Source organism: Mesorhizobium tamadayense, from assembly GCF_003863365.1.
GTDB lineage: Bacteria > Pseudomonadota > Alphaproteobacteria > Rhizobiales > Rhizobiaceae > Mesorhizobium > Mesorhizobium tamadayense.
On sequence record NZ_RQXT01000013.1, the window covers coordinates 86,014 to 101,343 of the forward strand.

Annotated in this window: 14 protein-coding genes; 7 read left to right on the forward strand and 7 right to left on the reverse strand. The window is 66.4% G+C overall.

Annotated features, from left to right (window positions below):
* Positions 1-52: 52 nt before the first annotated feature.
* The 6 genes from EH240_RS13395 to EH240_RS13420 form a co-directional block, all read right to left on the reverse strand.
* On the reverse strand, positions 53-802 hold the full coding sequence (locus tag EH240_RS13395) for an SDR family NAD(P)-dependent oxidoreductase (RefSeq protein ID WP_124998924.1): 750 nt from the start codon (positions 800-802) through the stop codon (positions 53-55).
* 1 nt (position 803) lies between these two features.
* Positions 804-1,526, reverse strand: a complete 723-nt coding sequence (locus tag EH240_RS13400; RefSeq protein WP_124998926.1) for an SDR family oxidoreductase — start codon at positions 1,524-1,526, stop codon at positions 804-806.
* 280 nt (positions 1,527-1,806) lie between these two features.
* Complete coding sequence (locus EH240_RS13405; RefSeq protein WP_124998928.1) at positions 1,807-2,595, reverse strand: FadR/GntR family transcriptional regulator; 789 nt, start codon at positions 2,593-2,595, stop codon at positions 1,807-1,809.
* Between the two features lie 56 nt (positions 2,596-2,651).
* Complete coding sequence (locus EH240_RS13410) at positions 2,652-3,455, reverse strand: SDR family NAD(P)-dependent oxidoreductase (RefSeq protein WP_124998930.1); 804 nt, start codon at positions 3,453-3,455, stop codon at positions 2,652-2,654.
* Complete coding sequence (locus tag EH240_RS13415; RefSeq protein WP_124998932.1) at positions 3,448-4,260, reverse strand: shikimate dehydrogenase family protein; 813 nt, start codon at positions 4,258-4,260, stop codon at positions 3,448-3,450. Before EH240_RS13415 ends, EH240_RS13410 begins: the two co-directional genes overlap by 8 nt.
* A 4-nt stretch (positions 4,261-4,264) precedes the next feature.
* A complete protein-coding gene (locus EH240_RS13420; RefSeq protein WP_124998934.1) occupies positions 4,265-5,155 on the reverse strand; it encodes a 2-hydroxy-3-oxopropionate reductase in 891 nt (296 codons plus the stop codon).
* 112 nt (positions 5,156-5,267) lie between these two features.
* Here EH240_RS13420 and EH240_RS13425 point away from each other — a divergent pair, with 112 nt between their 5' ends.
* The gene (locus tag EH240_RS13425; RefSeq protein WP_124998936.1) at positions 5,268-6,032 is read left to right on the forward strand and encodes an HpcH/HpaI aldolase family protein; all 765 of its coding nucleotides are present in this window, start codon (positions 5,268-5,270) and stop codon (positions 6,030-6,032) included.
* 14 nt (positions 6,033-6,046) lie between these two features.
* Positions 6,047-7,264 (forward strand): NAD(P)/FAD-dependent oxidoreductase, encoded by a 1,218-nt coding sequence (locus EH240_RS13430; RefSeq protein WP_124998938.1) that lies wholly within the window; start codon positions 6,047-6,049, stop codon positions 7,262-7,264.
* A 92-nt stretch (positions 7,265-7,356) separates the two neighbouring features.
* On the opposite strand, the gene EH240_RS13435 is transcribed toward EH240_RS13430, so the two are convergent.
* The gene (locus EH240_RS13435; RefSeq protein ID WP_124998939.1) at positions 7,357-8,475 is read right to left on the reverse strand and encodes an NAD(P)/FAD-dependent oxidoreductase; all 1,119 of its coding nucleotides are present in this window, start codon (positions 8,473-8,475) and stop codon (positions 7,357-7,359) included.
* A gap of 115 nt (positions 8,476-8,590) precedes the next feature.
* Between EH240_RS13435 and EH240_RS13440 the strand changes: the two genes are divergently transcribed.
* From EH240_RS13440 to EH240_RS13460, 5 genes are all read left to right on the forward strand, one after another.
* Positions 8,591-9,496, forward strand: coding sequence for a LysR family transcriptional regulator (locus EH240_RS13440; protein WP_124998941.1), 906 nt, complete (start codon positions 8,591-8,593; stop codon positions 9,494-9,496).
* A gap of 89 nt (positions 9,497-9,585) precedes the next feature.
* Positions 9,586-11,664 (forward strand): hydantoinase/oxoprolinase family protein, encoded by a 2,079-nt coding sequence (locus EH240_RS13445; RefSeq protein WP_124998943.1) that lies wholly within the window; start codon positions 9,586-9,588, stop codon positions 11,662-11,664.
* Between the two features lie 5 nt (positions 11,665-11,669).
* Positions 11,670-13,655 carry a hydantoinase B/oxoprolinase family protein gene (locus EH240_RS13450; protein ID WP_124998945.1) on the forward strand — a complete coding sequence of 662 codons (1,986 nt, stop codon included), beginning with the start codon at positions 11,670-11,672 and terminating at the stop codon, positions 13,653-13,655.
* Positions 13,652-13,954: a (2Fe-2S)-binding protein gene (locus EH240_RS13455; RefSeq protein WP_124998947.1), complete on the forward strand. Its 303-nt coding sequence runs from the start codon at positions 13,652-13,654 to the stop codon at positions 13,952-13,954. The genes EH240_RS13450 and EH240_RS13455 overlap by 4 nt, the downstream gene beginning before the upstream one ends.
* Complete coding sequence (locus EH240_RS13460; RefSeq protein WP_124998949.1) at positions 13,951-15,318, forward strand: FAD/NAD(P)-dependent oxidoreductase; 1,368 nt, start codon at positions 13,951-13,953, stop codon at positions 15,316-15,318. Before EH240_RS13455 ends, EH240_RS13460 begins: the two co-directional genes overlap by 4 nt.
* Positions 15,319-15,330: the final 12 nt, after the last annotated feature.

The following is a 15,330-nucleotide window of genomic DNA, read 5'->3' on the forward strand; positions in this document are numbered from 1 at the left end:
CGTCGATCAGGCACTGCCGTATTCAACCGCCGCCGGCGGCTTGGAAACTGGTTCAGGCGTATATGTAACCGCCTGAGACAATTACGTTTTCACCGGTCATATAGGTGTTCTTCGGGCCACCCGTCATCAGCACCCACTCGGCGATTTCCGCCGGCTCGGCGCCGCGGCCGAGCGGGCTGGCCTTGGCCAGTTCCTCGAGGAAGCCGAGGGCTTTGGCCTTCTCCGTGGCCATGCCTGCGGGCGCCACCGAGTTCACCAGGATCCCATCCTTTGCGACGTGATGGGCAAAGGAACGCGTAAGGCTGACGACGGCCGCCTTGGTCGCCGCATAATGGGCGTTCTGCGGATGCGCCTTGAAGGCGTCGACCGAGGTCAGGTTAACGATCCGCCCGCGCACATAGCTCTTCGGTTCCTGCGACTGCATGTGGCGCACGGCCGCCACCATCATGTGGTAGGTGCCCTTGATGTTGATGCCATTGGAGGCATCCCACTCGGCGTCGGTGATCTCGAGGAGAGGACGGCGAGGATAGATCGCGGCGCAATTGATCAGCGTGTCGACGCGCCCGAGCTTCGCAGCAATGGTATCGAAGGCGGCATGGCATTGAGGGCCGACCTGGATATCGCAGACGGCGGTGGCGGTCAGCAGGCCCTTGGCCCGTGCCGGTTCAAGCACGCCCTCGGCGGCGTCTTGGTTGATGTCGATGACGCCGATCTTTGCCGCCCCGGCCTCGACAGCCATGCGAGCCAAAAGCGCGCCGAGGCCAGAGCCGCCGCCAACGATGAGAACGGAAAGATCCTTCATCCTATTTTCCTTGCTTGCTGCCGCTCGGCGTCGTCGGCCGGGTCGGCATGATGTCGAAGCGGGTAACGTCGGCCCATGTGGGGAGTGCGAGCAGGGCGACGACCATCTTGGCCACGTCGTCCGGCTGCACGGCGACATTGCCAGCGTACATCGCCGCCCGCGCCTCGGCGTCGAGTATATCCTTGTAGAGCTGCGTCTCGACGCGGCCGGGAACGATCTCGGTCACGCGAATGCCGAATTGCGAGAGGTCGGCGCGCAAGGCGGCGGCAAAGCCGGAGATCGCCGCCTTCGTCGCCGAATAGACGGCGACGTTGGGAAAAGAGGCGTGGCCGGCGGAAGAGCCGGTGAACAGGATGTGCCCCGACTGCCGCTCGCGCATCTGCGGCACGACGAGGCGGGTAAGCAGGACCGCCGCGCTGAGGTTCACCTCCAGCGTGGTGTCTATGTCGGCGATCTTCATGTCGGCGAAGTTGCCGAGCGGCGGCATGATGCCGGCATTGTTGACCAGCACATCGATGGTGAGATCGGCAAGGACCGATTCCAGCGCCTCGCGGTCGGTGACGTCGACCGCAATGGGAACGATACCCGGCCGCCCGGCCTGCAACTCCTTGAGCGCGGCCTGGCTGCGGCCGACCGCGTAGACGTCATAGCCCGCGTCGCTCAGCGCTATGGCGATGGCTCGCCCTATGCCGCTTGTCGCTCCTGTGATGAAGGCTGTCGTCACGTGGGCTTCCCCAATTGCCTGGCGTCAGTGTGCGGCCTTGGCCGATGCCGCGAAACCAAGAAAAGCAGCAAAAAGGAAAGATGAACTTTCGAAAGCCATTTCGGCGTTTGAAACTTTCCACTTTGCCAACGTGATCCGGAAAGCCGCAAACCGAAGGAAAACAATACCTTCGGCGCGCTGGAACGGCTACTTGCCCGCCGATGGAGCAAAAATATGGCTTTCGCATTCGATGGCCGGTCCGTCTTCGGCGCGAGGGTGCAGGGATCAAAGCCGCCGCCGTTTATCCGCCTGTCGATACCGGCCTTTTCATCTTGGTGAAGAGAGAGGCCGCGGCGGCCTTTTGCTCGGCGTCCGTCGCCTCGACGCCCGAAGCCCTGGCCAGGGCGCGCACGCGTCCCAGGCTGTTGTGCAGATGCTTGCGCATGGCCTGGCGGGCCTTGCTGCCGTCCTGCCTTTCGATGGCATCGACGATGGCTTTGTGCTCGCTGTGGATGCGCGCGTAGTAGCTGTCCTTGAGCGCCGGCTCGACCACATAGCCGAGCCGGAAGCGCGGCACGATCATCGGCCCGAGATAGGCCAGGAAGCCGTGGATGAATTCGTTGCGCGCAGCCTTGGCGATCGCGAGATGGAAATCGTAATCGTAGTGGATCTGGACGGCGGCGGGATCCGCCTGCTGGGCGTCGATTTGCTCCATCATCGACCGGATATCGCTGGCCTCCTCGTCGGTGCGGCGCTCAGCGCAGAGCCCCGCGGATTCCACTTCGACGCTCAACCTGAGCTCGAGCAGCGCGATGGTTTCCGGCAAGGTCCGGAGCGCCTCGTCCGGGATCGAGAAATTGCGCGGCGCGGGCGTTTCGCTGACGAACATGCCGCGCCCCTGCTGCGGCACCACCATGCCTTCGGAGCGCAGCCGCGCGACCGCTTCGCGCACGACCGTGCGGCTGACGTCATATTCGGCGCAAAGCTCCGCCTCGGTCGGCAATTGCGCGCCAGGCTGCAACTGTCCGGAACGGATTTTTTCGGCCAGGCTCTCCGCTACGACGGTGGAAAGCGGCTTGCGCTTCGTCATTTAGGTCCTTCCGTTCAAGTTCAGATTCGGGATGATGCCCGAACCGGCAAGACCATTCAAACCGACGTTTGCCGGATGGGGTTGCCCTGCAGATACTGCGCGTAGGGCGCCTGGACGAGCCAGCCGGCATCGATGGGGAGGGTGACGCCGGTGATCGAGGCGGCACGATCGGAGCAGAGGAACAAGGCCGCCTCGGCCACATCGCGCGGCTCGACGAAGCGGCGGAGCGCCGTGGTGGCCTGGATCGCTTCCGGATTACGCTCGCCGCTGGCGATCCTGGCCTTCAGCCCGTCGGTGAGCGTATAGCCGGGCGCCACGGCGTTGACGCGGACCCCATGCGGGCCGAGCTCGGCGGCAAGGATCTGCGTCAGGGCCAGAACCGCATGCTTTCCGGGCGTGTAGGCCGGCAGCGACAGCGGCGCGAAAGAGGCAAGCGAGCCGACATTGAGGATCGCGCCCCGCCTGGCGGCCGACATCAGCCGCCCGAACACCTGGCAGCCGAGCAGCGTGCCGCGATAGTTGATCCGCCACATCCGCTCGTCTTCGTCGAGGTCCTGGTCGAGCACGTGCTTGCCGCTCTGCAGGATGCCGGCGCAGTTGACCACGACCTGAGGCGTGCCGAACGAATCCACGACATCCCGCGCCAGCGCTTCGACGGAAGCGGGATCGCCAACATCGGTCTGGACGAAGCGGGCGCGCGGGGCGCCCGCGCTCTCGCAGGCGCCGGTTGCCTCCTTGCCTCGAACGGCGTCGCGGCCTGCGACGGCCACCTGATAGCCGTCCTCGGCGAAGCGCTGCGCGATCGCGCGGCCGATGCCGGACGTGCCGCCGATGACGACGGCGGTTGTTGCATCAGCCATTGCGGCGATCCTTCCGCTCGATGTCGAAGAATGCGGACATGGCCTCGACCTGGAAATCCATCATCGGACGCCCGGGCTGGATGCGACAGCCGATCTCTTTCGCCGCCTTGAGCAGGGCCGTCTCGGCCGGCTCCATGATGATGTCGACCACCGTCATCTCCGGCGTGAGCCTGCTCACGTCCATAGGCAGTGGGTCGCCGGCTTTCAGTCCGGACGGCGTGGCGTTGATCGCCATGTCCATTCCGGATGGATCGGGATCACCGACCTCGATGCGGCAATTGGGGAAGGACCTGTTGACCAGCGAAGCGAGCTTTGCGGCGCGACCCCTGTCGATGTCGGCCAGGCGGATTTCCGCCGCGCCTTCTTCGGCCAGGCAGTAAGTCAGCGAGGAGCCGGCGCCGCCGGCGCCGACCTGGAGGATGCGCCGGCCCGCGATCTGGTGCCCGCCTGCCTCCAACCCGTCGATGAAGCCGACGCCGTCGAAATTGTCGGCATACCAGGTGCCGTCCGCCTGGCGGCGCACGGAGTTCGCGCTCTGCACGCGGGCGGCGCGGTCATGGGCGGCCGCGCATTTGTGGTAGACCGCCGTTTTGTAAGGCACCGAAATGATGACGCCCCGGATGTTCTCGGCCGCGGTGATGCCGGCCCAAAAAGTGTCGAAATCTTGCGGACGGCAGCTCAGCGGCACCATCAAGCTGTCGAGACCCTTCTGCTCGAATATCTCGTTGAATATGCCGGGGCTCTTCGCATGACCCACGGGATGGGCCAGCATGACGAAGATTTCGGCCTTTCCGGTTCCGCGCATCGGTTCACTCCTTTTTCTTTGACAGTTCGTGATCGCTCAGGACCTCAAGGGCCCGCACCAGGGACGAGTGGTCGGCGTCCGCGCCGTCCGCTCGGGCCGAGCAGGCATTCATCAGCTGCTGCGCGATCGCCGTGCTCGGGAGCGACACGCCAAGCGCGCGGGCGCTTTCGAGCGCGAGATTGAGGTCCTTCTGGTGGAGCCGGATGCGGAAGCCCGGCGCGAAGGTGCGGGCGATCATGCGCTCGCCATGCACTTCGAGCACGCGGGACGAGGCGAAGCCGCCCATCAGCGCGGTGCGCACTTTCGCCGGATCGCAACCCGCTTTGCTGGCGAAAACCAGCGCCTCGGCAACAGCTTCGATGTTGAGCGCGACGATGATCTGGTTGGCGATCTTGCAGGTCTGGCCGGCGCCGTTGTTTTCGCCAATGAGGGTGATGTTCTTGCCGAGCTTCTCAAGGATCGGCAGCGCGCGCTCGAACTCGGCGGCAGGCCCGCCGACCATGATGGTGAGGCTCGCCGCCTTGGCGCCGACCTCGCCGCCGGAAACCGGCGCATCGAGACAGCCGGCGCCGGCTTCCCTGAACTTCGCCGCGAACTCGGCCGTGGCGATCGGGCTGATCGAGCTCATGTCTATGACCAGCTTGCCGGCCGAAATTCCTTCGAGCACGCCGTTCCGTCCGATCAGGACGCGTTCCACGTCTGGCGTGTCGGGCAGCATTGTGATGACGATCTCGGACAGCCGCGCCACCTCGGCGGGGGAGGCGACGGCCGATGCCTTCAGATCCATTGGGAGAGGCGAGCGGTTCAGGACCGTGACGATCTCGTGCCCGGCATCCGCCAGATGCCCTGCCATCGGCGCGCCCATGACGCCGAGCCCGATGAAGCCGATTTTCATGCGCAACTCCCGTGTGGCGTCCCGAGCCATCTTGCAGCTCAAGTCAGGCGTATGATATAGGACATCATACAAATTTCAATGCACCTTCTTCCCGCTGGAGACCGATCACAAAATGCAGGAGCGCGTCAATTCGCTGAAGGCGGCCACGCAGGCCGGCCGGCCCCATATCGGCATCTGGTGTTCGCTGGCGTCGGCGCTCACCACCGAAGTCATGGCTGGCTCCGGGGCGGGCTGGTTGCTAGTCGACGGCGAGCACAGCCCGAACGATCTGCGCAGCATCATGGCGCAGTTGCAGGTCGCAGCGGCATTTCCGTGCGAAGCGGTGGTGCGCCTGCCGTCGGACGATCCCAATCTGATGAAGCAGGCGTTGGACGTCGGCGCCCGCAGCCTGATGATCCCGAACGTGCGGACGGCGCATCAGGCGCGCAGTATCGTCGCGGCGATGACCTATGCCCCGGGCGGTTTCCGCGGCTTCTCGGTCGGCCACCGTGCCAACGCATTCGGCCGCATCGCCGGCTATCATGCAAAAGCACGCGAGCAGCAGCTGCTGGCTTTGCAGATCGAGGATGAAGCTGCTGTGGCCAATGCGGCTGAGATTGCAGCGGTGGATGGCGTGGACGTCCTGTTCGTCGGACCGGGCGACCTCTCCACGAACATGGGCGCGATGGGCAACTCCGGCGCCGCGCATGTGCAGGAGGCGATCGCCTCGGTGCGCAAAGCCGCCGCTGCGGCAGGGAAGGCGAGCGGCATCCTAGCTCCCGCGAAGGCCGATGCGGACCGCTATCTCGCGGACGGCTTCACCATGGTGGCGGTCGGATCCGACCTCGGCCTGCTGGCGCGAGGCTCCGATGCCCTGATCGCCTCGTTCCACCAGTAGAGCGGAGAACAGCCGTGGCGATTCCACCCTACAAAGCACCTTCGCGCAGCGCCTATGACGTCGTCATCGTCGGCGGTGCGGTCATCGGCTCCTCGACTGCCTACTGGCTGAGCCAGGCGCTGGGCGACCGCGCCTCGATCCTCGTGGTCGAGCGCGACTCAAGCTACGAGTTCTCCTCGACCGCGCTCTCCACCAGCGCCATCCGCCAGCAATATTCCAATCCGATCAATGTGAAGATCAGCCAGTTCGGCATCGAGATCATCCGCGGCTTCCAGGAGCGCATGGCGCCCTTCTACAAGAACGAGCCGGCGCCCGATCTCGGCTTCAAGGAACACGGATATCTCTACTGCTGCTCGCCCGAAGGCGTGGAAGCGGCCCGGGAGCGGGTCGAATTGCAGCGCAGCCTCGGCGCCCACACCGTCTTCCTCGAGCCGGGTCCGCTGAAGGAGCGCTTCCCCTGGCTGAATGTCAACGATCTCGGCGGCGGCTCCTGGGGCGCTCGCGAAGAGGGCTGGTTCGATTCCATGGGCCTGCTGAACGGCTTCCGCCGCGCCGCGCGCGCGAGCGGCGTCGAATATATCGACAATGCCGTGACGGGGCTGGACGTTGCCGATGGGCGGGTCGTCTCGGCCCGCCTCGCAACCGGTCAGACTGTCGCCTGCGGAACCTTGGTCAATGCCACAGGCCCGAGGGCGCAGCAGGTCGCCGCGATGGCCGGGCTGTCCATCCCGGTCGCGCCCTATAAGCGCTACAGCTTCGTCTTCGCCAGCGCCAACCCCATCCCAGGCCGCATGCCCAATGTCATCGATCTTTCGGGCACCTTCGTTCGTCCGGAAGGCGAGCTTTTCCTCACCGGCAACACGCCGCAGGGCGACGGGCCGGCCGACTACGACGACTTCGAAATGCATTTCGAGGAGTTCGACGACTATATCTGGCCGGCGCTGTGGCACCGCATTCCGGCCTTTGACGCCCTGAAGGTGCAGACAAGCTGGACCGGTCATTACGAATACAACATGCTCGACCACAACGGCATCGTCGGCTTCCACCCGGAGGTGACCAATTTCATGTTCGCCAACGGTTTCTCGGGGCACGGCCTGCAGCAGTCGCCTGCCGTCGGCCGGGCGGTGTCGGAACTGATCGTCCACGGCGCCTTCCAGACGCTCGACCTGTCGCCGTTTTGTTACGAGCGCATAGAGCGCAATGAGCCGTTCCTGGAAGAAGCGGTGATCTGAGCAGATTTCGGTACCGCTCGCCTCGCGCCCGCAACCGCCAACATAAGCGGTCAAAAGGAAGCATGGAGCGCGGATGGTCGGCAGATATTTCATTAAGCGGCGCGGCTGAAGCGATCGATCCTGAAATCATCAAGCGGCGTTTCGCAACGGCCGGTCATGATGAGTTCGGCCATGGCGTCGCCCACGCCCGGGCCGATCTGGAAGCCGTGTCCGCTGAAGCCGAAGGCGTGGAACAGGCCTGGCGTCGTCGCCGAGCGTCCCATGACCGGCAGCATGTCCCGCACATAGCCCTCGCAGCCGGACCAGGTGCGGATGACCGCGACCTTTGCGATTGCCGGCAGCAGCCGCGCGACGGCGCGCAACTGCGTCGGCAGGCGCATGGGGTCGGCGGTCGCATGGCCAGGATCTAGATCTACCGGCACCCTTTCCGCCGCGCCGCCGAAGACGATGTTGCCCCGTTCGACCTGACGCAGATAGGCGCCATGGCCCTTGTCGCGCGTCCAGACGCCGACCACCGGCAGGATCCGATGCGGCAGCGGCTCGGTCACGCCCATCTGCGGGCCGCGGGCGTCGAGCGGAACCTCTTCGCCGAACTGCGCGGCGACGCGCGCGCCCCAGGCGCCGGCGGTGTTGAGCAGGCATTCGGCAGCGAACGAACCCTTTGAACTGGCGACGAGGAACCCGGAGCCGGTGTGTTCGATCGTCTTGACCTCAGTTCCCTCGACGATGTCCGCGCCCAGCCTGCGGGCAGCGTCAGCGAAGGCAGGCGCGATCAGCCGTGGGTTGCCGCTGCCGTCGTGCGGCGAGAACGACGCCGCGATCGCGTCGGGACCGAGGCCGGGAAAACGGGCGCGAATCTCGCTCTGTCCGAGTTCCTCCAGCTCGAGCCCCCAGGGCCGCGCCGCCTCGGCATAAGCCCGCATGTCGGTAAGACCGCCTTCATCGAAGATCAGGCGGATGTGACCATGGGCACGAAATTCCACGTCGCGGCCAAGCATCTTCTCGGCCTCGCCCCACAGCTTGAGTGAGCGGTGGGCCAGCGGAAGCTGGGACAGATGACGCCCCGTGCGCCGGATGTTGCCGAAAGAGGCGACGGTTGCCCCGGTACCGACGCGGTTGCGTTCGATCAGCGTCACGCGTGCGCCGCGCTTGGCGAGGAAATAGGCCGATGCCGTCCCCATCAGTCCGCCGCCCAGCACGATCACGTCCATAGTCGTTCCTTCAGCTCAGAGCGGCTGATCGTTGATGCGCCATCTTGTTCGCGCCGCGGCATTGCGTCAAAGATGGGTTTGGACAAGAGCCATAAGCTTTACCTATGGAGCGGCAATGCGCGCCCGACAGCTCGAAGTGTTCATCGCCGTCATGCGCGCGGGCACCGTGACAGCCGCGGCGCGGATGCTGAACATCTCCCAGCCCGCCCTGAGCCAACTGCTGCTTCACGCCGAGGATGAACTGGGCTTCACCCTGTTCGAGCGGGTGAAGGGCCGGCTGCGGCCGACCCCGGAGGCGATCGAGATCTTCCCCGATGCCGAGAGGCTGTCGGCGGGGCTCGAGGGCTTGCGCCGAAAGACCACCGACCTGCGCCTGGGGCGGGCGGGGCTGGTGCGGGTCGCCGCCTCGCCGCCGCCGGCCATGGCAATATTACCGCGCGCCTTCACCAAATTCCGGGCGCAGCATCCCAATATATTGCTGCGCTCCAATAGCGCGCCGATCGCCGCGATCATCGACATGCTGCGCGCGGGCGATGCCAGCCTCGGCGTGGCGATGGACGACCGCCTGCCTCCCGACATCGAGGCGGAGGTGATCGGGAGTGTTGGGTTCGCATGCCTGCTTCCCGCCGGTCACGCGTTGCGAAGGAAGACCGAGCTGACGCTTGCAGACCTCGTTGGAGAAGAGTTGATATCCTATCGCGGCAACACCCGCCCTGCCGACGAACTGGCTCACGCAGCCCGCGCCCAGGGTGTCACGCTTTCGCTGTCGCTCGAGATCGACGTGTCCATTTCCGCGGCCGGATTCGTCCAGGCCGGCATGGGTATCGCCCTGGTCGATGCGCTGCTGCCGTGGCACCAGTTTGCCGGGCTCGCCGTCAGGCCGCTCGCGAATGGCCCGGAATTCCCGGTCGCGCTGCTCACCTCGCGCACACGGGCGCTTTCACGGGCCGACGAGATGATGCGCGATGAAATCCGCGCGGCCTGTTCCACCGTCCTGGATGAACATCGCGCGAAGGCATAAGCAAGGCTTATATCCTTGCTCATCATCCATCTTGGACGCGAACCATCCGGTCGTGCCAGCATTTGTTGGCAGACAGGAAGGGACGCATCATGGATGGTGCCATCGCGGCGGATGAGGCGCGGAACGAAACCGATTGGAAGGTCGGCGTCGATATCGGCGGGACATTCATCGATTTCTGTGCGCTCGAGACCCGTACCGGACGGCTCGCCTCGCTGAAGGTGCTGACGACGCCGGAAGATCCGGGCGCCGAGCTGATGACGGGTCTCACCATTCTGGCCGAACGCGAAGGCCTTGATCCTACCCATATGACGCGCTTCGTGCACGGCACGACCGTCGGCATCAATACGATCATCCAGCGCAAGGGCGCGCCGCTCGCGCTGTTCACCAATGCCGGCTTCGAGGACGTGATCGAACTCGCGCGGCTTCGGATGCCGGACATGTATTCGCTGTTCTGCTCGCGGCCCGACCCGCTGATCTCGCGCGACATGGTCTTCGGCATTCCGGCTCGCATGCGCGCCGATGGGAATGAATCCCAGGCGCCGGACATGGCGGCCGTCGAGAGGGCGGTCGCGGCGGCGAAAGCGAACGGGGCGCAAGGGATTATCGTGTCCTTCCTCCATGCCTGGCGCAACGCCGCGCAGGAGGCCTCCGTCAGGGCGGCGATCGCGCGTCTTGCGCCCGACCTCTTCGTCTTCTCCTCGGCCGAGGTCTGGCCGGTCATCCGCGAATACGAGCGCAGCTCGACCGCCATCCTCAATGGCTATGTCCATCCGCGCGTCTCAGGCTATCTCACGGCGCTGGAAGAGCGGCTGAAAGCCCGCGGCGTGCCGGCCCGCCCGATGCTGACGAAATCGAACGGCGGGCTGATGAACGCCGCCGAAGGCAAGCGCGCCTGCGTGAACATGCTGCTGTCGGGAACGGCCTCCGGGGTCATCGGCGCGTCGTGGCTGGCGCGCCAGGCCGGAGAGGACAAGGTTCTTACCCTCGACATCGGCGGGACCTCGGCCGACTTCGCGCTCATCATCGGCGGCGAGCCACAGTTCGGCACCGGCGAGCTTATCGGCGAATTTCCGCTCCATATCCCATCGGTGTCGGTCAGCTCGATCGGTGTCGGCGGCGGCTCGATCGCCAGCGTCGACGCGCAAGGAGTGCTGCGCGTCGGGCCGGAGTCGGCCGGCTCGACGCCGGGACCGGCATGCTACGGCCGTGGCGGCGAGCAAGCGACGGTCACGGACGCCATGGTGGTGTGCGGATGGCTCGGTCATAGCGAGATGGCCTATGGGCAGCTTCGGATCGATACCCAACTGGCGCATCGCGCGGTCGGAGACCTTGCCGCCAAGCTCGGCCGTCCGGTCGAGCAGGCCGCGCAGGCGATCCTCGGCATCGCGGTGTCGGAGATGTTCGTCGAGGTCGAGAAGCTCGCCTCGCGCGCCGGCGTGGACTTGCGCGATTTCACGCTGATGCCCTTCGGCGGCGGCGGCCCTATGCTCGGAGCCTTCCTTGCCCGCGAGCTCGGGATGACGCGCGTCCTGGCGCCGCGCCGCCCCGGCGTGGTGTCGGCGCTGGGCGGACTGGTGGCGGATCTGCGCGGAGACTTCATCCGCACCATCTTCAGCCCGCTCTCGGGCGCGTCGCTTCCCGCAATCCGCGAGACCTTCGAGGCGCTTGCGCGAGAAGGCCGTGACTGGCTCGCGGCGCAGGGGCATGATGCGGCGGCGGAACTCAATCTCTCCTGCGACATGCGCTATGTCGGGCAGAGCTATGAGATCGAGGTCGTTCTTTCGCCGGATTGGCTGTCGGGCGGCAATGTGGCGGCAATCGAGCAAGCCTTCCACCTCACCCATGAGCGGCTCTACGATTTCCACGACCCGGACGGCGAGATCGAGCTTGTGAACGTCCGGCTGTCGGTCGTCGGCGCGGGTCCGGCGCTCTCCTTCCCAGAGATCGACGAGATAGAGGTTCCGGTCGTTCCGGCGCGGCGGCTGCCGGTCTATACGGGCCTCGGCGTCGAGACCGTCGACCTCCACGACCGGCAGAGCCTCGTGCCGGGCAGCACATTTCATGGGCCTGCCGTGGTCGTTCAGGAAGACACCACCTTTGCCATTCCCGCGGGAGCGCAGGCACGGGTCGACCGCCATCTCAACCTTCTGCTGACCTTCGCGGAGTGACTGCCTTGTTCGACCGGACAAACCTGCAGGTTCTCGCAAACCATGCCCGCGCGGCCGCCGAGAACATGGCCCACACGCTGCACCGCACCGCGCATTCCGCCTTCGTCAAGGAGACGCAGGACTTCACGGTGATGCTTATGGACCGTTCAGGAGCGACCTTCGCCGTCCCGATGGAGCTCGGCGCCACTTGGTACCCGGGGCTTTCCTATCAGCGCGCGATCGCGATGGTGGGCGACTACCGGCCGGGGGACGTTGCCTTCACCAACGATCCCTATTCGGGCCACGTCGCCACGCACGCGCCCGACACGCATCTGTGGAAGCCGGTCTTCGTCGACGGCGAGATCGTCGCCTGGACCGGAGGGCACATCCACAACACCGACATGGGCGGGGCGGTGCCGGCTTCGCTTAGCCGGGCGCTGACCGAAATCCACCAGGAAGGCATTCGGTTTCCGCCCATGAAGCTGGTGAGGGAGGGCGTCTTCGACGAGACGATCCTGCGGATCATGAGCACCAACGTGCGCAAGCCCGACCTCAACATTGGCGACATCAAGGCGCTGGTTGGCGCGCTCAACACAGGCGAGCGCAAGGTCCAGGCGATGGTGAGGAAGTTCGGCAAGGCCGGCTTCATCGAAGGCGTGGCCGCGCTTCTCGACCATGCCGAAGCGCAGGCGCGCGATGTGCTGCGCTCCATGCCCGACGGCACATGGGAATTCGCCGACTATGCCGACGAGGATTCGGTCGAGGCCAATCCCTGCCGGCTGAAGCTGACGTTGACGATCAGGGGTGACGAGGCGGTGCTCGACTTCACCGGCTCCGATCCGCAGCTCGGCTCCTCGCTCAACGTGCCTTCGGGTGGCGACCCGCGCCACACCATGCTGCTGGTGGGCGTCTACTACGTGCTCTACACGCTCAACCCGAAGATCCTGCTCAACACGGGCCTCACCCGACCCTTCATCTGCATCACGCCTCAAGGATCGGTGCTGAACCCGGTCCACCCCGCCGCTGTGGGCATGCGCTCGCTGACCTGCGCCCGGCTGCGATCGGTCATCTTCGGCGCCTTCTCGCAGGCAGTGCCGGAGCGGCTGCCGGCGGCTCCGGCCGGCAACAACTGCATCCTCAACGTCATGACCACCGACGAGCGCACCAGCCGGAGCGTGATCGCGGCGGTGAACCCGGTGGTGGGCGGCGGCGGCGCGATGCCCCATCGCGACGGGACCAACGGCTCGGGCGCCGATGCCGCCTATCTCAAGAACACGCCGATCGAGATCACCGAGACCGAGACCCCTGTCGAGTTTGTGAAATACGGGCTTGCGAAGGACAGCGGCGGCGCGGGCCGCTGGCGCGGCGGGTTGGCGACCGAGATGGCGTTCCGCGTCTTTGCCCCGGACTCCAGGATCACGGCGCGCAACCGCGACCGCAGTTTCTTTCGTCCCTGGGGCGTGCTGGGCGGCAAGGCGGCCGGCCTGTCGGATATGGTCGTCAATCCGGGGACCGAGCACGAGCGGCGGTTGGGCAACATCGACACGGCGGTGCTGCAGCCCGGCGATGTGCTCGAAATCCGCTCCGCCGGGGGAGGGGGACGCGGCGATCCGCATGAACGCGAGCCCTGGCGTGTCGCGCAGGATGTGCGGCGTGGCTATGTCTCGCCGATAGCTGCCGAGCGTGACTATGGCGTCGTCATCCGCGGCGGCGAGATTGATGCGCAGGCGACGGAACGGCTGCGCGCGTCGCAGCAACCGCCCCCCGGCCATTTCCATTTCGGTCCGGAGCGCGAGAGCTACGAAGCGCAGTGGACCCCGGCCGCCTATGACCGGCTCCACGCAGTGCTGGACGCCTTGCCGATCCACTGGCGGTTCTTCGCCAAGACGGAAATCTTCCGCCGCATGAAGGGGCGCTCCGGGCCGGACGGTGTCCAGGCGGCCTTCGATGCAGTCTGCCAACGCTTCCCCGAATTGCCTCGTCCTCGCCCGGTGCGAGAGGCCGCGGAATGATCACGGCCGGCCGTATCGTCCGGCTGGCCGAGCGCGACCGGGCACAGGTGCAGTTCTTTCTCGACGGTGAGATGCGTCGCGCGCTGGCGGGCGACACCGTGCTGACCGCCATGCTGGCGTCGGAGCAAGCCTTGCGAAGGTCCGAGTTCGGACCCGAGCCGCGTGCCGGTTTCTGCCTGATGGGAGCGTGCCAGGATTGCTGGGTGTGGCAGGAGGAAGGACCGCGCCTGCGGGCGTGTTCGACCCCTGTCACCGAAGGTATGCGGTTACGCACGACGCAGCCGGAGAGCTGGCCATGAGCGAGACCTCGTCGCCGCGGATCGTGATCGTTGGAGCCGGCCCCGCCGGCATAAGGGCCGCCGTGACGCTGATCGAAGCCGGACTGCATCCGGTGGTGATCGACGAAGGGCATAGCGCGGGAGGGCAGATTTATCGCCGGCCGCCTGCCGGGTTCATCCGCACGCCGGAACAGCTCTACGCCTCGGAGGCCGCGAAGGCGCGCGCGCTGCATGCGCACTTCGATCGGCTGGCAGAAGAGAGGCGGCTCACTTATTGCGCACGCAGCTCCGTCATCGCCACGCACGGGGGTCGGCTGCACGTGCTGGGGGAGGGCGGCGTGCAAGTGATCGGCTATGACCGCCTGATCCTTGCCACCGGCGCGGCCGACCGCGTCGCCCCGGTCCCCGGCTGGCAGAGCGCCGGCGTCTACAGCCTTGGCGCGGCGCAGATCGCGCTGAAGGCGCAGGGCGTGGCGCTCGGGCGGCGGATCGTCCTGATGGGATCGGGACCTTTACTGACGCTGGTCGGCGCGCAGCTCCTCAAGGCTGGAGCGGATGTGGCGGCAGTGCTCGACACCTCCCCCTGGCGTCAGCAGATGCGGGGGCTCTGGCAGCTTGCCGCCCGTCCGATCGTCGCGTTGCGCGGCCTGGCCCTGCGGGCGAGGCTCGGCGGCCGCTATCATGCAGGCGTGGCGCTCGAGCTGATCGAAGCCGACGGATCGGGTGTCACGGCGCTGCGCTGGCGCGATGCCGGCGGCCGGCAGCGCCTCACTCCATGCGACATGGTCGGCATGGGCTGGCACCTGCGGGCGGAGACGCATCTGGCCGACCTCGCGGGTTGCGCCTTCACCTATGACGAGCAGTGGCGGCAATGGCTGCCGAAGACCGACCTGATGGGGCGGGCCGGCAACGGCGTCTATCTCGCGGGCGACGGGGTGCGTCTGCTTGGGGCGGACGGCGCGGAGATCGCGGGACGCCTTGCCGCGGCGGCGTGCCTTGCCGATCTCGGACGTCCGGCGCCCTCGTTGAGCGCCGATCTGCGCAAGCTCGCGCGGCTCGAGCGCTTTGCCCGCGGTCTGGCTTGCGCCTTTCCCTGGCCGTCCCAGATGGTGCGCGCACTCCCTGACGACGCGATCGTCTGCCGCTGCGAGAACGTGACTGCCGGGGCCGTGCGCGAGAGCGCGGATTTCGGCGGCGGCGAGGCCAACAGAGTGAAATCGCTCGCACGCGTCGGCATGGGGCGGTGCCAAGGGCGCTATTGTCAGTTGGCGGCCGTCGAACTGGTCGCGGCGCAGGCCGGCTGCGCGCCCGGCGCTGTCGGTCGGTTCCGCGGGCAGGCTCCGGTCCGACCGGCGCCTATCGGCGCCTTTCTTGGGAAAGGCTGATGCGATTGCGTG